The 21,646-nt window shown below is 54.6% G+C and carries 14 protein-coding genes; 8 read left to right on the forward strand and 6 right to left on the reverse strand.

Annotation, left to right across the window (positions count from 1 at the left end):
- Nucleotides 1-4,733, reverse strand: a 4,733-nt coding sequence (locus IAD09_04150; protein HIT81415.1) for a hypothetical protein, incomplete at its 3' end; no start/stop codon positions are given.
- Between the two features lie 580 nt (nt 4,734-5,313).
- Between IAD09_04150 and IAD09_04155 the strand changes: the two genes are divergently transcribed.
- The 3 genes from IAD09_04155 to IAD09_04165 all read left to right on the forward strand — a co-directional run bounded on the left by IAD09_04155 (nt 5,314) and on the right by IAD09_04165 (nt 10,845).
- A complete protein-coding gene (locus tag IAD09_04155) occupies nt 5,314-6,495 on the forward strand; it encodes an ATP-binding protein (GenBank protein ID HIT81416.1) in 1,182 nt (393 codons plus the stop codon).
- Between the two features lie 51 nt (nt 6,496-6,546).
- Nucleotides 6,547-10,095, forward strand: a complete 3,549-nt coding sequence (gene nifJ, locus IAD09_04160) for a pyruvate:ferredoxin (flavodoxin) oxidoreductase (protein ID HIT81417.1) — start codon at nt 6,547-6,549, stop codon at nt 10,093-10,095.
- 120 nt (nt 10,096-10,215) lie between these two features.
- Nucleotides 10,216-10,845 (forward strand): hypothetical protein, encoded by a 630-nt coding sequence (locus tag IAD09_04165; protein HIT81418.1) that lies wholly within the window; start codon nt 10,216-10,218, stop codon nt 10,843-10,845.
- Between the two features lie 82 nt (nt 10,846-10,927).
- Here the strand turns inward: IAD09_04165 and IAD09_04170 are convergent, their stop codons facing one another.
- On the reverse strand, nt 10,928-12,034 hold the full coding sequence (locus IAD09_04170; GenBank protein HIT81419.1) for a DUF4831 family protein: 1,107 nt from the start codon (nt 12,032-12,034) through the stop codon (nt 10,928-10,930).
- 10 nt (nt 12,035-12,044) lie between these two features.
- Entirely contained in the window at nt 12,045-13,574 is a 1,530-nt protein-coding gene (locus IAD09_04175; GenBank protein ID HIT81420.1) for an NAD(P)H-hydrate dehydratase, read from the reverse strand.
- Between the two features lie 245 nt (nt 13,575-13,819).
- Between IAD09_04175 and hpt the strand changes: the two genes are divergently transcribed.
- The 4 genes from hpt to pgeF all read left to right on the forward strand — a co-directional run bounded on the left by hpt (nt 13,820) and on the right by pgeF (nt 17,142).
- Nucleotides 13,820-14,362, forward strand: coding sequence for a hypoxanthine phosphoribosyltransferase (hpt, locus tag IAD09_04180; protein ID HIT81421.1), 543 nt, complete (start codon nt 13,820-13,822; stop codon nt 14,360-14,362).
- A 64-nt stretch (nt 14,363-14,426) separates the two neighbouring features.
- Nucleotides 14,427-15,005, forward strand: a complete 579-nt coding sequence (locus IAD09_04185; protein HIT81422.1) for an adenylate kinase — start codon at nt 14,427-14,429, stop codon at nt 15,003-15,005.
- A 186-nt stretch (nt 15,006-15,191) separates the two neighbouring features.
- Nucleotides 15,192-16,310, forward strand: coding sequence for a GTPase ObgE (gene obgE, locus IAD09_04190; protein ID HIT81423.1), 1,119 nt, complete (start codon nt 15,192-15,194; stop codon nt 16,308-16,310).
- Nucleotide 16,311: 1 nt separating this feature from the next.
- The gene (pgeF, locus tag IAD09_04195) at nt 16,312-17,142 is read left to right on the forward strand and encodes a peptidoglycan editing factor PgeF (protein ID HIT81424.1); all 831 of its coding nucleotides are present in this window, start codon (nt 16,312-16,314) and stop codon (nt 17,140-17,142) included.
- A gap of 61 nt (nt 17,143-17,203) precedes the next feature.
- Here pgeF and IAD09_04200 read toward each other — a convergent pair whose 3' ends face one another.
- Entirely contained in the window at nt 17,204-17,800 is a 597-nt protein-coding gene (locus tag IAD09_04200; protein HIT81425.1) for an OmpH family outer membrane protein, read from the reverse strand.
- Between the two features lie 38 nt (nt 17,801-17,838).
- A complete protein-coding gene (locus IAD09_04205; GenBank protein HIT81426.1) occupies nt 17,839-18,036 on the reverse strand; it encodes a hypothetical protein in 198 nt (65 codons plus the stop codon).
- 148 nt (nt 18,037-18,184) lie between these two features.
- Between IAD09_04205 and IAD09_04210 the strand changes: the two genes are divergently transcribed.
- A complete protein-coding gene (locus IAD09_04210) occupies nt 18,185-19,639 on the forward strand; it encodes an aminoacyl-histidine dipeptidase (protein HIT81427.1) in 1,455 nt (484 codons plus the stop codon).
- A 146-nt stretch (nt 19,640-19,785) separates the two neighbouring features.
- Here IAD09_04210 and IAD09_04215 read toward each other — a convergent pair whose 3' ends face one another.
- Nucleotides 19,786-21,225 (reverse strand): glycoside hydrolase family 28 protein, encoded by a 1,440-nt coding sequence (locus IAD09_04215; GenBank protein HIT81428.1) that lies wholly within the window; start codon nt 21,223-21,225, stop codon nt 19,786-19,788.
- Between the last annotated feature and the right edge of the window lie 421 nt (nt 21,226-21,646).

The raw sequence follows: 21,646 nt of genomic DNA on the forward strand, positions 1-21,646 counted from the left end.
GTGTCTTCGCCGTTGATGAACCCGCTGAACGAGAGTTCAAACTCGGGATTCTCCTCGCCCTCGATGCGCACGGCGTTGGCCACGCTCACGCTCAGGGGCGCTTTGCCGATGGTGAAGTCGAGGGCTTCCGACTCGCCGGCCGAGAAGAAGGCGCTTTCCTCCTGATAGGCTTTCAGCGAGGTCGTTCCGCTCTTGACGATGACAATCTTGCCGTTTTCAAGTCGGGCGATGGTGGTGTCGGCGATTTCGAAGCGCACGGGGCTTTCGGTGTTGTTCGACGAGAAAGAGGGGGTGAAAGGCGTGTCTCCATATCGCTTGTCGGTGATTTCACCGAGCGTGATGCGGGTCTTGCCCTTGACGAGCAGCGTACCGCCGATGTATTGGTTGAACGCATAATTCTCATCTTCGCCGCCACTGATGACGATGTCGTAATAACCGCCGGACGAGAGGGCGTCGGCCTCGCAGGAGGCGGTGGGCAGGACGTCGAGGCAGGAGGCGTTATCTCCGTTGAGGAAGCCGCGGTAGGAGAGGACAAATGCGGGATTCTCCTCGCCCTCGATGCGCATCGTGTCGCCGGCAATCACTTGCAGCGGGGCTTTCTCTACGGTGAGGGTGATTTCTTTCGATTCACCCTCGGTGTAGTTGGGGCTGCTCTTTTGTACGGCTTTCAAGGTGGTTGTTCCGCTTTTGAGGATATGGAACGCACCCTCCTTGTATTCCACAACGTCCGGGGTACCGAAGACAAATTCCACTTCGGTCTCGTTGTTGTTGGTGGTGACGGTGGGGGCAAACGGGGCGTCGCCGTAGCGTTTGGTGTCGATGCTCATGAGTGAAATCATGGTCTTCGACAAGGTGGCCGACCGCACGGTATATGTTCCTTCGGTGTAATTGAAATCATAGCAATCGTCCTCGCCGCCGCTGATGATGAGCGGATAGAAGCCAATGGGCGAGGAGACCGTCACTTCGCACGTCACGGTGGGCATCAAGTCGATGACCGAACGTTCTTCCCCGTTGACAAATCCGGTGATGTAGAGTTCGAAGTCGGTGACCGGCGTTTGTCCCACGATGCTCGATTCGTTGCGGCAACTTACTTCGAGGGTCGCTTTCCCGATGGTCAGTTCACCGTCGAGGGTCTCTATTGCATATCGCTCGTCGGTTATTTCGGTGAGTGTGATGGGGTAGTTGCCCGGTATGGAGGTGGAAGTTGCCTCGCAAGCAATTTCGGGAACCTCGATGTCGTCTTTGTTGTCGCCATTGACAAAGCCTTCATACACGAGGGTGAGGGTCGGGTTGGCCTCGCCATACTTGCGGCTCTTGTTTTCGGCCTGTATGGTAAGGGGGGCTTTGTTCACCACCAGTTCGGTTGTCGTCGTTGCCTCGCCGAAGTTGGTCGATGCGGCCTGGTGGGCGGAGATGGTAGTCTTGCCGGCTTTGAGTATCGTCACCGTGCCGTCGCTGATGGTGGCGATGCTTTCATCTTCGATGGAGAAGGTGATGGGGGTCTCGGTGTTGGGTGACGAGATTTTCAGGGCAAAGGGGGCGTCGCCGTAGGTTTTCTCGCCGATGGCGGTGAAGGTGAGTTCACCCGACGAGGCGGTGACGGTGAGTGCACCTTTCACATACACAAACCGGTAGTTCTCGTCTTCGCCGCCGCTGACGATGATGTCATAGCGTCCGGCCTGAGACGTGGAGGTCGCCTCGCACGAGGCCGACGGTTGCATGGTGAGTACCGACTCGTCCTCGCCGTTGACGAAACCGCTGTATGTGAAGGTGAGTGTGGGGTTCTCCTCGCCATAAGAACGCGTTTGGTCGTCGGCCGTGACCGTCAGCGGCGCTTTCTCCACGATAAGGGTGCCCGGGGTGTATTCGAGGGTGTAGTTGCTGCCTTCGCCGCCGCTCACCGTGATGTCATAGCTTCCGGCCGGCGATTGGGGGGTTGCTTCGCACGAGAGGGTGGGGAGGCTGGTAAGCACGGCTTCGTCTTCGCCGTTGGCAAATCCGCTGTATGAGAGGGTCAGCGTCGGGTTCTCGGCTCCGTAGGTGCGCGAGAGGTCGTCGGCCGTAACGTCAAGAATGGCTTTCTCCACGGTGAGGGTGGCGTTGGCAAAGGCGTAGGTGTAGTTCACGTCGTCGTCACCGCCGGCAACGATGTCGTAGGTGCCCACCGGCGAAGCGGGGTTGGCTTCGGTCGTTGCTGTGGGCGGGAGCACGAGGTCGCTCTCGGAGTCGCCGTTGACAAAGCCCTCATAGGAGAAGGAGAAGGTCGGGTTTGCCTCGCCGTAGGCTCGCGATGCGTCGTTGGCCGAGGCTTTCAGTGGGGCTTTGTTTACCACCAGCAGCGCCGTGGCCGAGGCTTCGCCGTAGTTGGTCGAAGCATCTTGATGGGCGGTGATGGTGGTCGAGCCGGCTTTGAGTATCGTTACCGTGTTGCCGCTGATGCTGGCGATGGTCGGGTCTTCGATGGTGAAGGTGATGGGCGTCTCGGTGTTGGGCGACGATACTTGCAGGTCAAATGCCGCATCGCCGTAGGTCTTCTCGCCGATGGCGGTGAAGGTGAGCTCACCCGACGAGGCCAGGACCGAAAGGGTGCCGTTGACATATCTCAGGGTGTAGTTCTCGGCCGCACCTCCGCTCACGACAATGTCGTAGGAGCCGGCCGGCGACTCGGCGGTGGCTTCGCAGGTCACCGTGGGGAGGCTGGTGAGCACCGATTCATTCTCGCCGTTGACAAAACCGCTGTATGAGAAGGTCAGTGCCGGGTTCTCCTCGCCGTAGGAGCGCGAGGCGTTGTCGGCCGTTACCGTGAGGAGGGCTTTGTTCACCACCAGTTCGGTCGTGGCCGAAGCCTCTTCGTAGTTGCCCGAGGCTGCCTGGTGGGCGGTGATGGTGGTTGAGCCGGCTTTGAGTATCGTTACCGTACTGCCGTTGATGCTGGCAATGGCCGGGTTTTCGATAGAGTAGGTGATGGCGGTCTCTTTGTTGGGGCTGGTGGCCTGCAATTCAAAGGGGGCATTGCCGTAGGTCTTCTCGCCGATGGGGGTTATCGCGATTTGTGCCGCCGAGGACGAGACGGTGAGCGTTCCTTTGACATAGGTAAACGCGTAGTTGGTGCTCACGCCCCCTCCCACGGTGATGTCGTAAGTCCCCACGGGTGATGAGGTCGTCGCGTTGCAGAAGGCGTTGGGTTTTATCGAGAGGTCGTCTTCGGTGTCGCCGTTGACAAAGCCCGAATAGCTAAGGGTGAAGGTCGGGTTTTTCTCGCCGAAGGCCCGGGTGGCGTCATTGGCCGTGACCGTCAGCGGCGCCTTGTTTACCACCAGTGTCGTGGTGGCCGACGTGGCATTGAAGTTGCCCGAGGCCGCCTGGCTGGCGGTGATGGTGGTCGAGCCCGCTTTGAGTATTGTGACCCGTCCGTTGCTTACGGAGGCCACTGTCGGGTCGGCCACCGTGTAGGTGATGGCGGTGGCGGTGTTGGTGCTGGTGGCCTGTATGTTGAAGGCGGCATCGCCGTAGGTCTTCTCACCGATGGGGGTAATCGTTATTTGGGCGGCGGCCGAGGTGACCGTGAGGGTACCTTTCTTATAGATAAAGGTGTAGTTGTCGCTCTTTCCGCCGCTCACGGTGATGTCGTAGGTGCCCACGGGCGAAGTCGCCGTGGCCGGGCAGGTGGCGGTGGGGCGGGTGGTGAGGCTGGCCTCGGTGTCGTTGTTGACGAAGCCCGAATAGCTGAGGGTGAAGGTCGGGTTGCCGGCTCCGAAGGCGCGGGTGGCGTCATTGGCCGTGACGGTGAGATGAGCCTTGTTGACGGTGATTTTTACGGTCTTGCTGGCTGCCGTGTAGTTTTTCGAAGCCTTTTGCGAAATGGTGAGTGTGGTCGAACCGGCTTTGAGGGGAACGACCTTGCCGTTTTCCACGCGGGCTATCGTGGGGTCGGCCACGGCATATTCGAGGGCGCTTTGGTTGTTGTTGGTCGTTACCGACAGGGCCTTTTCGGTGCCGTAGGTGGTGATGACGTCCGATGCCGTGATGGTGGTGTTCACCGTGTAATTGATGACGTAGGTGTGTATGTTCGAGGGGTTCGACGAGTAGTCGTTGCCTTTCACGGTGACGGTGGTCGACCCGTCGGAGGTGCTCTGGGTTACGCTGGCACCTATGCCGTCGGCGGTGGCGGTGACGGCGGGGAGCGAGCTGAGCGAGCTTACCGTGTAGGCGTATTCATAGGTGTTTTTGTCGAAGCCGCTGAGGTCGCTGCCGCCCACCTTCAACGAGGCGAGCCGGGAGTTGTAGACAAACTCGACGTCATCGATATATACAAGATCATTGGTTGTCCCTTCACCTGCATTTTTATTGGTGGAGAAGGAGATGAGGATATAGGCCGGCGTCACGCTGCTGTTGAGGACATTGAAGGGAATGTTCAACTGCTGCCAGCCGTTGCCCGAGGCGGCTTGGTAATTGAGGGTGGCCTGGGCATATTTTATGCTGGTGTAGTCTGTGTTTTCGGGGTCCTGGTAATTGGCGTTTCCGTGAATCACCGTGTTTACGCGGGCATAGTCGCCGGCATTCCCGGGCACATATTTTACCCACACCGTCATGGCATCGGGTTTCCCGGTGAACGGTTGGTTGTAACCCGTATTGGAGGGATAGGATTTGTTGTGGTTGGCTGTACTTGACGGTGTGGCTGATCCTGCTACTATTTGGCCCGTTGTCAGGTTGCCATTGGCTTTTGCACCCATCGCCGATCTAGAATTAATACGAGCAGAATATGAACCCGAACTACCGGGTCGAGTATCTGTTTCTTTGGATAATTGATCGGCTGTTTTAGCGATTGAATATATTCCCGAAGCACTTGCTGAATTAAAAGAGTGAAAACCAACAGGCTCTTCGCCTTTTTCTGCCGAAACCCAGTTTTCAAAACCGGGGTTGGGCAACTGGTATTGGCCGTATGCGATGAAAGGAAGGGCAAATAACGTGAGCAACAGAATGCCAAGTCTCAATTTTCTCATAATACTATTTTAGAAAAAACGCTGCAAAGATAGTGTAAGATTTCTTATCATTATTTCATTTCTCTTTAATATTAAGTATTTATAACTTTATAAAACTCGAAAGGTGTATAAAGTTTTCTCCCATGTTTCATGTTTGAAGGGGTAGGGGCGTAGGTCTTCTCTCTCAGAGGAAAAGGCTCATGGCCGGACGGAAATTCTCCTGACGCTCACTGTTTATCGAAAAACGAACATAAAAAGAAGAAATTGCTATCTTGACTTTGCAAAAAAAAAGAAAATAGTTTATCTTTGTCCCGAAATATAGCCGAGAAAGATGGAGACATTTTTTAAGACACACAAATATCTGGTCGAGCATGTAAACTCTCCCGTGAAGAGGGGGCTTATGCAGGAAATCGACTGGTCGCACCGTCTCATCGGTATCAAAGGAAGCCGGGGCGTGGGCAAGACGACGTTTCTCCTGCAATATGCCAAGGAGAAGTTTGGCGCCGACGACCGCACCTGTCTCTACATCAACCTCAACAACCTCTATTTTGCCGACAAGAAACTGGTCGACTTTGTCGATGAGTTCTACCGCCTCGGCGGCCGTTGCCTGCTCATCGACCAGGTGTTCAAGTATCCCTTCTGGGCCGAAGAGCTGGCACATTGCTACTATGCCTACCCCGATCTCCATGTTATTTTCTCGGGTTCGTCGGTCATGCGGCTCAAAGAAGAAGACTCGCCCATACACGAAATCGTCGACTCGTACAACCTGCGCGGGTATTCTTTCAGAGAATTTCTCAACCTCATGGCCGGCACCGATTTCCCGGCCGTGAAACTCGACGACATCTTGCGCGACCACACGGCGATGGCCCGCGAGGTGGTTTCGCGCATACACCCCCTGAGCTACTTCAAGGAATACCTGCACCACGGCTTTTATCCGTTCTTCATCGAGCAGCACAACTTCACCGAGACCTTGGTGAAGACGATGAACATGATGATGGAGGTCGACATACTCTTCATCAAGCAAATCGAGCTCACCTATCTGCCCAAGATACGGCGGCTGCTCTACCTGCTGGCCACCTCGTCGCCCTGCTCGCCCAACGTGAGCCAGTTGAGCAAGGAGATACAGACCTCGCGCGCCACGGTGGTCAACTACATCAAGTATCTCAAAGACGCCCGCCTCATCAACATGCTCTACCCCGTCGACGAGGAGTTCCCCCGCAAGCCGGCCCGGGTGTACCTGCACAACACCAACCTGATGTACCCCATCTGCCCCGACCATGTCGACCCCCAGGCGGTGCGCGAGACCTTCTTCTATAACATTTTGCACAAGGACAACCGCCTCAACGAAGGAATACGCAACACCCATTTCCTGGTAAACCGCCGCTACAACTTCAAAATCGAAGGCGAGATTTTGCGGGGCCGCAACAACCCCGACTACTACTACGCCATGGATAACAACGAAATAGGGAAAGAAAATAAGATTCCTTTATGGTTATTCGGTTTTTTATATTAACTTTGCTATTCATCAAAAAAATATAACCTTAATCCTCAAATATTAATTTGTATGAGCAAACAAAAGAAATTCATTACCTGTGATGGTAATCAGGCTGCTGCGCATATCTCCTATATGTTCAGTGAAGTAGCCGCCATTTACCCCATCACTCCGTCCTCGACCATGGCCGAGTATGTAGATGAATGGGCTGCCGCCGGAAGAAAAAACATCTTCGGTGAGACTGTTCTTGTGCAAGAGATGCAGTCAGAGGCCGGAGCTGCCGGTGCCGTACACGGATCGTTGCAAGCCGGTGCTTTGACAACCACCTACACCGCTTCGCAAGGTCTGTTGCTGATGATTCCCAATATGTACAAGATTGCCGGAGAATTCCTTCCCTGTGTATTCCATGTATCGGCTCGTACATTGGCATCGCACGCCCTCTGTATTTTCGGTGACCACCAAGACGTGATGTCGACCCGCCAGACCGGTTTCGCCATGCTCGCCGAAGGTTCGGTACAAGAAGTGATGGACCTGGCCGGTGTTGCCCACCTCTCCACCATCAAATCGCGTGTGCCGTTTGTCAACTTCTTCGACGGCTTCCGTACCTCGCACGAGATACAGAAAATCGAGATGCTCGAAAACGAAGACCTCGCTCCGCTCATCGACCAGAAAGCCCTGAAAGAGTTCCGCGACCGTTCGCTCAACCCCGAGCACCCCGTGGCACGCGGTATGGCCGAGAACCCCGATACCTTCTTTGCTCACCGTGAATCGTGCAACAACTTCTATGACGCCGTTCCCGCCATCGTAGAAGAATACATGAACGAAATCTCGAAAATCACCGGTCGCAAATACGGCTTGTTCGACTACTACGGAGCCCCCGATGCCGAGAACATCATCATCGCCATGGGTTCGGTTACCGAAGCCATTCGCGAGACCATCGACCACCTCGCTGCCAAAGGCGAGAAAGTGGGTTTGGTTGCCGTGCACCTCTATCGCCCGTTCTCGACCAAACACCTCATGGCCGCTATCCCTGCCAGCGTAAAACGCATCGCCGTCCTCGACCGCACCAAAGAACCCGGTGCCAACGGTGAGCCCCTCTACCTCGACGTGAAAGAGGCTTTCTACGGAAAAGAAAATGCCCCGCTTATCATCGGTGGCCGCTACGGTCTCGGTTCGAACGACACCACGCCGTCGCAAATCCTTGCCGTGTATGAAAACCTCGCTTTGCCCGAGCCCAAAAACCACTTCACCCTCGGTATCATCGACGATGTAACCTTCACCTCACTGCCCGTGGGCGAAGAAGTCGCCATGGGTGGCGAAGGCATGTTCGAAGCCAAATTCTACGGCCTCGGTGCCGACGGTACCGTAGGTGCCAACAAGAACTCGGTGAAAATCATCGGTGACAACACCGACAAACACTGCCAGGCTTACTTCTCCTATGACTCGAAGAAATCGGGCGGTTTCACCTGCTCGCACCTGCGCTTCGGTGACAGCCCCATTCGTTCGACCTACCTCGTAAATACGCCTAACTTCGTTGCTTGCCACGTTCAAGCCTACCTGCGTATGTACGACGTGACCCGCGGTCTCCGTCAGAACGGTACCTTCCTGCTCAACACCATTTGGAGCGAAGAGGAACTGGAAAAACACCTGCCCAACAACGTAAAACGTTATTTCGCACAAAAGAACATCACCGTTTACTACATCAACGCTACCCAGATTGCCCAGGAAATCGGCCTCGGTAACCGCACCAACACCATTCTGCAATCGGCCTTCTTCCGCATTACCGGCGTTATCCCCGTTGACCTCGCCATCGAGCAGATGAAGAAATTCATCGTGAAATCTTACGGCAAGAAGGGTGAAGACGTGGTGAACAAGAACTACGCCGCCGTTGACCGTGGTGGTGAATACAAACAACTCACCGTGAAACCCGAATGGGCCAACCTGCCCGACGATGAAGTGGTTGCCAACAACGACCCCGCCTTCATCAACGAAGTGGTACGTCCCATCAACGCCCAGAACGGCGACCTGCTGAAAGTTTCGGCTTTCAAAGGCATCGAAGACGGTACTTGGCCCCAAGGAACCGCCAAATATGAAAAACGCGGTGTGGCTGCTTTCGTTCCCGAATGGACGGCCGAGAACTGTATCCAATGTAACAAGTGTGCCTATGTTTGTCCTCACGCTGCTATCCGTCCCTTCGTACTCGACGCTACCGAGCAAGCCGGCGCACCTTTCAAATCGATCAAGGCCGTAGGCAAGATGTTCGACGGCATGACGTTCAGAATGCAAGTCGACGTGCTCGACTGCCTCGGTTGCGGCAACTGCGTCGATGTATGCCCCGGCAACAAGCAAGGCAAGGCTTTGGCCATGAAACCGCTCGAAAGCCAACTCGCCGAAGCTCCCAACTGGGAATATTGCGTAAACAACGTGAAGAGTAAACAAGCTCTCGTCGACATCAAATCGAACGTGAAGAACTCGCAATTCGCCACTCCGTTGTTTGAATTCTCCGGCGCTTGCTCGGGTTGCGGTGAAACTCCCTATGTGAAACTCATCTCCCAACTCTTCGGCGACCGCGAAATGGTATCCAACGCTACCGGTTGCTCGTCGATTTACTCGGGTTCGATTCCTTCGACTCCCTACACCACCAACGAAAAAGGTCACGGACCTGCTTGGGCTAACTCGCTCTTCGAAGACTTCTGCGAATTTGGCATGGGTATGGCTCTCGCCGTTGAGAAAATGCGCGACCGCATCGAAATCCTCATGAACAAGGCCATCGCCGACGAGGCTTGCCCCGAAGAAAGCAAGGCCCTCTTCAAAGAATGGATCGAAAACCGCGAGAACACCGAAAAGACCGTTGAACTCGCTGCCAAGATTCTTCCCATCGTTGAAGCCAATGCCGACAAGTGCGACGTTTGCAAGGGTATTGCCGACCTCGGTAAGTTCCTCGTTAAGAAATCGCAATGGATCATCGGTGGTGACGGTGCATCGTACGACATCGGATTCGGTGGCCTCGACCACGTTCTCGCTTCGGGCAAGAATGTAAACATTCTCGTTCTCGATACCGAGGTTTACTCCAACACCGGTGGTCAGGCTTCGAAAGCCACCCCGCTCGGCGCCATCGCCAAATTTGCCGCTGCCGGTAAACGCGTTCGCAAGAAAGACCTCGGTCTCATCGCTTCGACCTACGGTTATGTTTACTGCGCACAAATCGCCATGGGCGCCGATCAGGCTCAAACCCTCAAAGCCATTCGTGAGGCCGAGGCTTACAACGGACCGTCGATTATCATCGCTTACGCTCCCTGTATCAACCACGGTTTGAAGAAAGGTATGGGCAAATCGCAAGCCGAAGAAGCTGCTGCCGTTGAATGCGGATACTGGCACTTGTGGCGTTACAACCCCGAGTTGGAAGCCGAAGGCAAGAATCCTTTCACCCTCGACAGCAAAGAGCCGCAATGGGATAAGTTCGAAGACTTCCTCAAAGGTGAGGTTCGTTACGCATCGGTAATGAAACAATATCCCGCCGAAGCCGAACAACTCTTCGCCGCTGCCAAGGAAAACGCTATGTGGCGCTACAACAACTACAAGCGTTTGGCCAAACAACAATGGGGTACCGATGCCGAATAATCCCGGATAAGGAATCCTGATATGACAAAGCCGCACGGATTTTTCCGTGCGGCTTTTTTTATGAATGCGGGGATTGTCGCGGATTTTGCGTATTTTTGCAATTCGTAGTTATCTCTGTTTATGAAAAATAGTTTCTTCTTGGCAACGTTGTGTGTTGCCCTGCTTCTCCCGACCCATCGTGTGTTCGCATCGACGCCCGATTCGGAGCCGGCAACGGCTCCCCTCACTGTCGAGAATCCGCTTTTGGACGCTTCCCGCACGGGCGCGTCTGTTGCCCCGGTCTTGGATAAAGGTTATGCCGGATATTTCGACCTCGGAGTCGAGGCGACGATGCGGGGTGAGAGTGCATTTTCGTTCTCCACGTCGCATGGCTATCGGTTCAACCCCTACCTCTTTGCCGGAGGCGGTATCGCCCTCTCGGCTCATGCCGACGGCTCGCTCTTTACGCCGCTCTATGCCGTGGGACGTTTTACGCTTCCGCACTACCCGACTATTCCCTTTGCCGATGTGCGCGTAGGCATATCACCCGGTCTCAAAGACGGTTCGCATTGGGCTTTCGGAGCCTATTTCTCCCCGTCGGTAGGGCTTTCCTTCCCTGTGGGTGTGGCTGCCGCCGTGCAGGTGGGTGCGGCCTATACCTTGCAATCGCAGAGTACCGATTACTCCTATGACGATGGTTACAAGCGTTATTTCGGAACCCGGGTGACGCTGCATCACGCCCTTTCGTTGCGGGTGGGGCTGGCTTTCTGACACCCATGCTTTGTAAAAACGAGAGAGAGTAGAGTCACCCGATGACTCTACTCTCTCTCTCGTTCTGTTGTGTGTGGGACGGCTATTTTACCGGTTTTTCGTCGGCAATGCCGATATGCAGCAAGGCGCCGCTCTCGGGGCAGAATGTTGCCTCGACGGCTCCGCTGCCGTTGAAAACCGAGGGGTCGATGCCATACGCGGCACCTAGTTGGGCCATCGGAATCTCCTTCTGGCACAGGGTCTCGCCCTTATAGGAGACTTTTACGTCGGCCTTTCCGGGCGTGATGTAAACCAATGCGTTCGAGGCCGGGGCAATGACCTTCCCTTTGGAATCGGTCGGAGCCTCTATCACCTCTTTTACTTCGGTGCTTACATATATCGGTTCGCCCGAGAGGTCGTCGGCGGGAAGAATCCCTTTGCGCTCGGAGAAGCGGAACGCCACGCTGTTTTTGTTTTCGGGGTCGATGACAATGTCTTCGACGAGGGTCTCGGTCTCTACCGTACCCAGGAACAGGGAGGTGAGGAGAGCTTCACGCTTGTCCATCTCCCGGAGGAGGATTTCAAACGATTGTCCTTGTGGAATCTCGTCGCTGTTGCCCGTGAGCAGGTCGAGCCGGTATTCGCGCAGGAGGTAGATTTGCTGGGCGGCCGCCTCGGCCATGTTGCGGGTCGAGGAGCTGATGAGCATCGTCTCGGTGTAGAGCTGGGCATACTCGGCGGCCTGCTTCTGCTCTTTTTTCGCTGCTTTTTCGGGAGAGGGGGCGGGGCGTTCGGCTTTGGGCATCGGGGCGGGACGTGTCGAAGCCGGTGCCGGTGCGCGGTTTATCGACACCAGCATGCCCTCTTCGTTGAGGTAGAATGCGGTGCGATTCTCTTTTTTCAACTGTATGGCATATCTTTTCTCCGGGTCGGCTATCCCCTTTGGCAAGATGTCGACGTTCTCGATTTTCCACACCGTGCGTTCTTGGGTTACCGTGGGACTTTGCCCGAGATACTTCTGGGCAAATTGGGCAAACGGGCCCGGCTTTTCGACCGAGCGGGTGACCGTTGCCCGCACGTCGATGGCGGTTTTCGGCAGGGAGTAGACGATGCCGTATCCGTTGAATTTGTTGGCCGTCACTTTGACGGTCTCTTGCGCATAAACGCCGAGAGCCGTGAAAAGACCGAGGGTCAGAATAAGTTTTCTCATAATGATGGGGTTATTTAGTTTCTATGTTTTTATATGCATGGAGTTTGGCAAATGCCCGTCCTAAACTGGCCGAGATGTCGCCTGCGGTGATGTACTCTTGCGATTCCCGGTTGGCGGCGATGTCGCCGGCCATGCCGTGCAGGGTCACCCCCATGATGGCGGCTTGCAGGGGCGTGTAGTGCTGGCACAGCAGGGCCCCGATGATGCCGGTGAGGGTGTCGCCGCTGCCGGCCGTGGCCATGCCGGGATTGCCGGTGCCGTTGAAATAGATATTCCCGTCGGGTGAGACAATGGCCGTGTGAGCTCCTTTCAGCACGATGATGATGTGGTAATAGTTGCTCATTTCAAGTGCCTTTTGCAGCCGGTCGTAGGGCGTTCTGCTCTCACCGAAGAGCCGGTCGAACTCTTTCTGGTGCGGTGTGATGATCGACCACTTGGGTAACAGATTGAGGGTTGTCGGACTGCCTTGCATGAGATTGAGGGCATCGGCGTCGACCACGATGGAGGCCGTGCATTGCGCCAGCAGTCTGATGTAAGCCTCCCGGGTTTCAGGGTCCCGGCCCAGACCCGGGCCGATGGCGACACTGTCGTATCGACGGGTAACAGGTATGTCGCTGATGTGGTTTTCGTTGGCGTCGGCCTGGAACATGGCTTCGGGCACGGCGGTCTGCAAGATAGTTTCGCAGCCGGCGGCCGAGTGTATGCTCACCAGTCCGGCCCCGCTGTGCAAGGCGGCGCGGCTTGCCAGTACGGCGGCACCGGCCATGCCCCGGCTTCCGGCAACAACCAACAGGTGGCCGTAGTCATATTTGTTCGAGAACTTTTCCCGGCATTTGAGCCACCTTGCCACTTCGCTGGGGGGCAGGTAATGGTAAGGGGTCTCTTCTTTCTCGATGATGTCGGGGTGCAGTCCGATGTCGAGCACTTTCCAATGGCCGGTGAGCGGGGTATCTTCGGCGATGAAGAATGCCAGTTTGGGAAATTGCAGCGTGAGGGTGAGGTGGGGGTGTATCATGTTTTTCCACAGGCATTCCCGGTTGTCCTCGCCCATCATGCCCGACGGCATGTCTATCGACACGATGGTGGCGCCCGATGCGTTGATGTATTGGACGACGGCCGCATAGGCGTTGTCGAGAGGCCGTTGCAGCCCCGAACCGAAGAGCCCGTCGATGACGATGTCGTCGCTGTCGAGTCGTGGCGGGGCAAACTCGTGCATGACCTCATGCAGAGGGACATTCGTTTCCCTGAGCCGGTCCCGGTTGATTTCGCAGTCGGGAGAGAGGCGGTTCTTGGGGTTGAAGAGAAAGCATTCCACATGGTATCCGCATTTGGTGAGCATGCGGGCCACGGCCAAGGCATCGCCGCCGTTGTTGCCGGCGCCGGCAAAGACCACGATGCGTCGACGGGTATCCCACCGTTCGGTGATTTCCCGGGTGATGGCCGTGGCAGCCCGTTCCATCAGGTCGACCGAGGCAATCGGTTCATGTTCGATGGTGTAGCGGTCGATTTGCTTTATCTTTTCGGTAGGGAATATCTTCATGTCGGCTACGATGTTTTTGAGTGCGGAGAGATGTTTGCCGCAAGGCGCGGTTGAAATTTTGAAGTTTCCCCCGGGCCCGGGGCACATATCCCAAACAAAGATATTGTTTTTTTCGGGAATAACCTTTTCCTGCCGCTAAAAACCATAGTCTGGGGAAAAACTCTCTCTTCTTTTCGGCAAATAGCCCTGACTTTTCGTGATTTTATGCCATAAAGTTTGTACCTTTGTCTGCCTTTTGAAACAAGATGGAAAAGATACATATCAAAGACAAGACATTCCGCCCGTATATTTCGGGAGAAGAGATTGCCCGTGCCGTGGACCGCGTGGCTCGTTGCATACGCGAAGATGTGAGGCAGGAGGAGGGTACCCCCCTTTTTGTTGTCATGCTCAACGGCGCGTTTATGTTCGCATCGGACTTGTTGCGTGCCATCGATGTTCCTTGTGAGGTCGCTTTCATGCGCATGAAGTCTTATCAGGGAACGGCTTCGACCGGCACGGTCGACCTGTTGCAGGATATGCATGCCGAAATAAGCGGTCGCACGGTGATTGTTATAGAGGATATTGTCGATACGGGAGCGACGATGCATGCTTTGCTGGAACACTTGCAAAGGTGTCGACCCAAATGCGTGAAGATAGCATCGTTGCTGTTTAAGCCTGAGTCGTTGCAATATGATGTGCCGGTCGACTATGTGGCCTTTGAAATTCCCCGGGACTTTATCGTGGGGTATGGCCTCGATTATGATGAGGAGGGACGGAACCTCAAAGATATTTATGTGATAGATAATTAGGCTGACTTTTCCGCCTTGGGTGGAAAACGAGGTAAAAAGGAAAACAAGAAATAGGTAAAAAATTATGATGAACATTGTTATTTTCGGTGCCCCGGGTTCGGGAAAAGGCACCCAAAGCGAAAAACTCATCGAGAAGTATGGCTTGTACCACATCTCTACCGGAGACCTCCTGCGTCAGGAAATCAAGGCCGGTAGCGAACTGGGAAAAATCGCCGACGGTTACATCTCCAAGGGACAGTTGCTTCCCGACTCGCTGATTATAGATATGCTGGCCAAGTTGCTCGACACGACGCCCGAGACACGCAAGGGCGTTATCTTCGACGGTTTCCCCCGCACCATTCCGCAAGCCGAAGCTCTCGAAGCCCTTCTGCGCGACCGTGGCATGGAACTCTCGGCTGTCGTGGGTCTCGAAGTCGACGAGCCCGAGCTGATCGACCGTCTGCTCAAACGCGGACAAGTATCCGGCCGTTCCGATGATAACCTCGAAACTATCAAAAAACGTCTCGACGTGTATCACAACCAGACTACACCGCTCAAAGAATTTTATATCGCAAACGGCAAATACAAAGCAATTCACGGCATGGGCTCGGTCGACTCGATTTTCGAGACCATCACCCGCGCTCTCGACGGTTGCGCTTGCTGATAGGCGCACCGCGAGAAACGTCGGTGCCCGCGTCGTTCTCAAAAAATCCCTTCGTCCCGCAGGGTGATGAAGGGATTTTTTTCGTCCCGCACCTTCCTGTTTTGTCGGAGAAAAAGAAAACCATATCTTTGTACGACCGTTTATCTTGTGGCGGGTTGTCTCTATTTCCATTAAAAAAAGAAACGTATGGCCGAATCAAATTTCGTCGATTATGTAAAGATTTATTGCCGCTCGGGAAAGGGCGGAGCCGGGTCGGCTCACCTGCACCGGGCCAAGTACACCCCCAAAGGCGGTCCCGACGGTGGCGACGGCGGGCGCGGCGGACATATCATCTTGCGTGCCAATCGCAATTACTGGACCCTGCTGCACCTGCGTTACGAACGTCATGTCTATGCCGGAAACGGGGAGTCGGGCAGCGACTGTCGCAGCACCGGAAAAGATGGCGCCGACCGTGTCATCGAGGTGCCTTGCGGTACGGTGGCTTACGATGCCGTGACCGGTGAATACTTGTGCGAGTTGACCGACGACGGTCAGGAAATCGTGCTGCTCAAAGGGGGCCGCGGCGGCTTGGGCAACTGGCACTTCCGCAGTGCGACCAACCAGACGCCCCGTTATGCACAGCCCGGCGAACCGGCCATCGAACGCACTGTCGTGCTCGAACTGAAACTTCTCGCCGACGTGGGTCTGGTAGGTTTTCCCAATGCCGGGAAATCGACCCTCCTCTCGGCCGTGTCGGCGGCACGTCCCAAGATTGCCGACTATCCTTTCACGACGATGGAACCCAACCTCGGCATTGTCTCTTATCGCGACAACCGCTCTTTTGTCATGGCCGACATTCCCGGTATCATCGAGGGCGCGAGCGAAGGCAAAGGGCTTGGCTTGCGTTTCCTGCGCCACATCGAGCGCAATGCCGTGCTGCTCTTTATGGTGCCGGCCGACTCCGACGACATAACCCGTGATTATGAGATACTCTTGGGCGAGTTGGCCGCTTACAATCCCGAGTTGCTCGACAAGCACCGCATACTCGCTGTCTCGAAATGCGACATGCTCGATGACGAACTCCTGCGCGACTTGAAAAAGACCGTTCCCGATGACCTGCCCGTCGTTTACATCTCTTCGGTTACGGGGCAGGGTATCGGTGAACTGAAAGACGTCTTGTGGGAAGCCGTCAACAGCGAAGACAACAAAGTCTCGACCTTGACCCATCACAACCTCGACCCTCGTTTCGACGATGACGAGTGCGTCGAAGATGAAGGTGAAGAGAATTACGACGAGTATGACTGGGACGACGACGATAAAGCCTGAGATGCTTTTCTCTCATCTCGACCCCGAAATTGAGGTCGGGACATATCCTTTGTTTCGACGCTTTCCCGAAATTTCCCATTTTGTCACGTTGCGTGGGACGGTTGTCCCCGATGACCCCTTTTCCTCTTTCAACCTGGGGCGTCATTCGGGAGAGGATTTGTCTCGCGTGATGAAAAACCGCGACCGCTTGTGCCGTGCGCTTTCGCTGCCTTCATCGGCTCTTGTGCAGCCGCGCCAGGTGCATGGCAATGAAGTGTTGCCGTTGTTGCCCGATTTTTTCTCTCTCACCGACGAGGCGCAAGCCGAATATCTGTCACTGGCCGACGGGTTGGTCACGGCACTGCCCGGCGTGTGCGTGGCCATATCGACGGCCGACTGCGTCCCGCTCCTGTTCTATGACCCTTGCCGCGGGGTGGTGGGGGCTTCGCATGCCGGTTGGCGGGGTACGGTGGGTCACATCGCCCGCAAGACGGTCGAGGCGATGCATCGTGTCTATGGCAGCGACCCGCGTGACATTTATGCGGCGATAGGCCCCTCGATTGGACGTCCGGCATTCCAAGTCGGCGATGAAGTGGTCGAGGCTTTTCGCGAAGCCTATCCCGGTGAGGTGCCGGTTGTCTCTCCCTGTCGGGACGACGAAGGTCGCCATCATGTCGATTTGTGGGAGGCCAACCGGGCCGATCTCCTCTCCTCGGGCATCATCGGTGGACATCTCTCATTGGCCGCCATCTGCACCTATGCCCGCAACGACCTTTTTTTCTCTTCCCGCCGGGCTCGGGGCAAGAATTTCGGCCGTTTCCTGTCGGGAATTTTCCTGCACAACGATGAGTAACAAACAATAAGGGGCAGCCTTACGAGCCGCCCCTTATTGTTTCGATTTATTTTTTGTCGGTTTATTTCTGTTCGCTGGCGTATCTCTTGTTGAGTATCCGGGTGACCTCGGGGGTGATGTTGTATTCGGGTTTGATATAGAGCACGCTGCTGTTGTTGAGAATGGCTTCGTACCGGCCGTCCTTGTTGTACTCTTTGATGAAGTTGGTAATCGAGTCGGTGACTTGTATCAACATCTTTTGTTGTTCTTGCAGCAATTCATTTTCGAGTTGTTGGGCATAAGCCTGCAACTCTTGTTGCTTTTTGAGGAGACGTTGCTGCTCTTGCTCGAAACGCTCTTGGGAGAGGAAGGCGTTGTTCTTGACTTTCCGTTCAAATTCGGCGACCTCTTTTTCGAGTTGGCGGCCTTTCTCATTGATGGTGGCACGGGCATTTTCTTGCCGCGTGAGCATTTTTTCGTTGAGGTCTTTGGCCAGGTTATAGTTGCTCAGCAGGGAGTCTACTTCGACATAAGCGATAGGCAGGTGTCCCGAGAAGTCGACCGTCTGAACTTGTGTGTTGTTTTGAGGGGCGGCAGGTGCCGTGGTTTGTTGCTGGCAACTCGACGAGCAGAAGAGTATTCCGGCGATGGCCGTCGATAGCATAAAAAATTTGTGCATGTTTTTATTTTGGTTTAGTGAATAATGCGATAGTGTGTTTAGTGATGGAGACCTTCTTTGTGGCGGTCGGCGTAATCGGTCGATATGGCGCATCTTATCCCCCTCTTTTTCATCTCGGGATTATCTCCGATGTGGGTTTTGGGAAAAGTTCCTCCCTTCACAAAAAAGACTTTTATTCCCAGTAACAATATGGCCACGGCCACAATTATTATGGAGAGAAGAATGACTTTTACCATATATTCGCTATATTTGTATGCAAATATAAATAAGAAACAGAGACTTGGTACTTTTTGTCGGTCGATTTGGAGGTTTATATTAATTTATAAAACTTTTTAACAAAGACTGACTTCTGTTTACCCGCCAGTCTCATAAATCATCATAACTATGAAAATCAAAGATTTGAAACCGCAGTTGATTTGGAGTTATTTCGATGAGATAACCCAAGTGCCCCGACCCTCGAAAAAAGAAGAAAAAATAAGGGCTTACCTGCTCGATTTTGCCCGGAAACACCATTTGGCCGTGCGCACCGATGCCATCGGTAACGTGCTTATGAGCAAGCCGGCCACGCCGGGCAGTGAAGGCAAGCCCGGTGTCGTCTTGCAGGCGCACATGGATATGGTGTGCGAGAAAAATGCCGATGTGCAGCACGATTTTGAGAAAGACCCCATCGACACTTATATCGATGGTGAATGGGTGAGAGCCCGCGGTACGACGCTCGGAGCCGACAACGGTATAGGTATGGCTGCCGCCTTGGCCGCCCTCACCGATGATACCCTGGTGCACCCGGCTCTTGAAGCTCTGTTTACCGTCGATGAGGAGACCGGCCTTACCGGAGCTTTCAATATGGAAGAGGGGTTCATTACCGGCAAATATCTGCTCAATCTCGACTCCGAAGATGAGGCCGAGGTATTCATAGGCTGTGCCGGAGGTATCGACACGACATCGACATTTACTTATACCGCTACGCCGTTTCCTGCCGGAAATGTGGCTTTGCGCATCTCGGTGTCGAAACTGCAAGGCGGCCACTCGGGTAGCGACATAAATGCCGGTCGTGGCAATGCCAACAAGATACTGGCCCGTTTCCTGTGCAGCTGTCTGGCCAAATACGATATGCAGTTGTGTGCCATCGACGGAGGTAACCTGCGCAATGCCATTCCGCGGGAGGCTTGGGCGATCATTGCTGTCCCGGCCGATTGCAAGGAAGCTCTGCGGGTCGACTTGAACCTTTTCCACGCCGTCATCGAATCGGAACTTGCCGAGACCGACCCGGCTGTGTCTCTCACGCTGGCTTCGTGTGATGCCCCGGGAGAGTGCATCGACAAGACAACGGCCGTCTCTTTGCTTCGCGCCCTCTATGCTTGTCCCCATGGAGTGATAGGCATGAGCCGCGATATGCCCGGACTGGTGGAAACCTCGACCAACCTGGCTTCGGTGAAGATGAAAGAAAATCACACGATTGTCGTGGCGACCAGCCAGCGCAGCTCGGTCGAGTCGCTCAAAAAGGACATTGCCGGTCAGGTCGAGAATCTCTTTGCCCTGGCAGGAGCTGTACCTACCCATAGCGAAGGCTATCCCGGTTGGAAACCCAACCTCAAATCGCCGCTGCTCGATGTCGCCGTGAAGGCTTATGAAGAGTTGTACGGAATTACGCCGGCCGTGAAAGCCATTCATGCCGGTCTCGAATGTGGCCTGTTCCTGACGAAGAATCCCGAGTTGCTCATGATTTCGTTCGGCCCCACATTGCGCGGCGTACACTCTCCCGATGAAAAAATGCACATTCCCGCCGTTGAGAAATTCTGGAATCACCTGACGCTGATTCTGAAAAAACTGGCTCAGTAATCTTCGGGTTAAAGAGCTGCATCGATAACAGAACAGCGTAATCCGAAGACCGGATTACGCTGTTCTGTTTTGTTTTTAACCTGCCGACGGTAAACGTCGGGACTCATGGTTGGTGTGGCACGAATTGTGATGGCATCGCTTCCGGTTTATTTTATCTTTTTTCCGTTGAAAGAGACATTCTTTACCTCTTCCCAGATGACGGCATCGCCCTCTTTGGGGGTAATGACGACATTCTCCATGACGATGTTCTCCGATTGTCGAATGATGGCACCGGTTGTGCTGCCCGAGATGGAGATGTTTTTCAGTGCAATGTTCTTGACCGGCATTTCGGGCAGTCCGTTGAAGAGCATGGCGCAACGTCCGCCGATGGCTTTCACGTTGGCTATATATATGTTGCGGAATTGGGGTGTACCCTCGTCGACGGCGACCGGGCGGTTGTCTTTGTCTTTGACACCGTAGTAGAGGTCGAAGAGAATATTCTCGTTGGCAATATCAAACATGTTGATGTTGCGGCAATAGATGTTTTCTACCACGCCGCCGCGGCCCCGGGTGCTTTTGAAGCGGATACCCACGTCGGTGCCGATAAAGGTGCAGTTGTCGATGAAAATGTTTTTTACGCCACCCGACATTTCGCTGCCCACGACAAAGCCGCCGTGTCCGTGATACACCACATTGTTGCGGGCGATTACATTCTGGCAGGGCCAGCCCCGTTCGCGTCCGGCTTTGTCTTTGCCCGATTTGAGGCAGATGGCATCGTCGCCCGCATCGAAAGTGCAGTCGTAGATGACTACCCGGTCGCACGACTCCACATCGAGGGCGTCGCCGTTTTGCGAATACCACGGGTTGATGACCGATACCTGGTGCAGGGTCAGGTCTTCGCAATGAATGGGGTGTATGCACCATGCCGGCGAGTTGCGGAAGGTAACGCCTTGCAGCAATACCCGGTTGCACTCGAAGAGCCGCACCATGTTGGGGCGCCCTTCGCCCTCCATGGCAGCCTGGCTCGGGTACCACACGTCGCCGGCTTCGTTGACCACGCCACCCGAGGTGACCCGTTCTTTCCACTGTCCGGCCGTGAGTTTGCTGCGTTTCACCATGCGCCAGGTGTCGCCGTTGCCGTCGAAGATGCCGTCGCCCGTGATGGCGATGTTGTCGGCATGGTCGGCAGAGATGGGTGAGAGCGACGGTTCGCCTTTTTTAGCTCCTTCTTTTTTATACAGGCTGTGGTCTTCGGAGAAGAGGATAAAGGCGTTTTTCTCGGTGTGGAGTTCAACTCCGCTTTGCAGTCTGATGGGGCCGGTAATCCAGTAGCCTGCCGGAATTATAACCGTACCGCCACCCTTGCGGCTCACGGTGGCGATGGCATTGTTAATGGCTTCGGTATTCAGCGTCTTGCCGTCGGGTACGGCACCGAAGTCGGTTATCGACACTGTGTATCGGGCGAAATGGGGTTGCTCTACTTTTTTCATCTCAAAAGGCAAGCCCTCATAGACCGATGCCGGCAAGGCATCGCCCGGTTGGGCGTGCAGCGTCCCTGCCAGGCCGACCGTGAGGAAGAGGAGGATTCTTGGTAACAGTTTTTTCATGAGGTAAAATATTGTGTTTGTTTGTCTCTTTTCGGTTGTCGCCCGTAGCCGGTAAGGCGAGTGGGGTTCCGGTTGCATTCGTCGAGGCGGGAACCGTCAGCCCAAAGATAGCCATAATAAGTATATCGGGCAAGAAAAGTCCCGATTTACCCGGCGGGTCTTACGGCTTTTGTGGAGCCGATATGGCGGCCGATGATAAAAAAACGCTGCGTTTGGCGTAGAAAAAATAAAAAAATGTAGGAGTTTTGAGATATTTTGCGTAATATTGCCGCCGAATATGAAATTCAGATAATATGCACTGCCGGAATATAATGACTTGTTTCACGATGACAACCCCTTAGGGGGTCCGTTGTTATTTTCCGCGAATTTATGCCAACTTCCGCTTCGGGAAGTATTTTTCACTATTATTTGTTTTGAAATG

It is taken from the genome of Candidatus Caccoplasma merdavium, assembly GCA_018715595.1.
In the GTDB taxonomy this organism is placed as follows: domain Bacteria; phylum Bacteroidota; class Bacteroidia; order Bacteroidales; family UBA11471; genus Caccoplasma; species Caccoplasma merdavium.

What these genes read in the sequence shown, in the direction of transcription:
- IAD09_04205 (HIT81426.1), bottom strand. Translation starts at nt 18,036, where the DNA reads ATGGTAAAAGTCATTCTTCTCTCCATAATAATTGTGGCCGTGGCCATA.
- IAD09_04170 (HIT81419.1), bottom strand. Translation starts at nt 12,034, where the DNA reads ATGAGAAAACTTATTCTGACCCTCGGTCTTTTCACGGCTCTCGGCGTT.
- hpt (HIT81421.1), top strand. Translation starts at nt 13,820, where the DNA reads ATGGAAAAGATACATATCAAAGACAAGACATTCCGCCCGTATATTTCG.
- obgE (HIT81423.1), top strand. Translation starts at nt 15,192, where the DNA reads ATGGCCGAATCAAATTTCGTCGATTATGTAAAGATTTATTGCCGCTCG.
- IAD09_04200 (HIT81425.1), bottom strand. Translation starts at nt 17,800, where the DNA reads ATGCACAAATTTTTTATGCTATCGACGGCCATCGCCGGAATACTCTTC.
- pgeF (HIT81424.1), top strand. Translation starts at nt 16,312, where the DNA reads ATGCTTTTCTCTCATCTCGACCCCGAAATTGAGGTCGGGACATATCCT.
- IAD09_04210 (HIT81427.1), top strand. Translation starts at nt 18,185, where the DNA reads ATGAAAATCAAAGATTTGAAACCGCAGTTGATTTGGAGTTATTTCGAT.
- IAD09_04185 (HIT81422.1), top strand. Translation starts at nt 14,427, where the DNA reads ATGATGAACATTGTTATTTTCGGTGCCCCGGGTTCGGGAAAAGGCACC.
- IAD09_04175 (HIT81420.1), bottom strand. Translation starts at nt 13,574, where the DNA reads ATGAAGATATTCCCTACCGAAAAGATAAAGCAAATCGACCGCTACACC.
- nifJ (HIT81417.1), top strand. Translation starts at nt 6,547, where the DNA reads ATGAGCAAACAAAAGAAATTCATTACCTGTGATGGTAATCAGGCTGCT.
- IAD09_04155 (HIT81416.1), top strand. Translation starts at nt 5,314, where the DNA reads ATGGAGACATTTTTTAAGACACACAAATATCTGGTCGAGCATGTAAAC.
- IAD09_04215 (HIT81428.1), bottom strand. Translation starts at nt 21,225, where the DNA reads ATGAAAAAACTGTTACCAAGAATCCTCCTCTTCCTCACGGTCGGCCTG.
- IAD09_04165 (HIT81418.1), top strand. Translation starts at nt 10,216, where the DNA reads ATGAAAAATAGTTTCTTCTTGGCAACGTTGTGTGTTGCCCTGCTTCTC.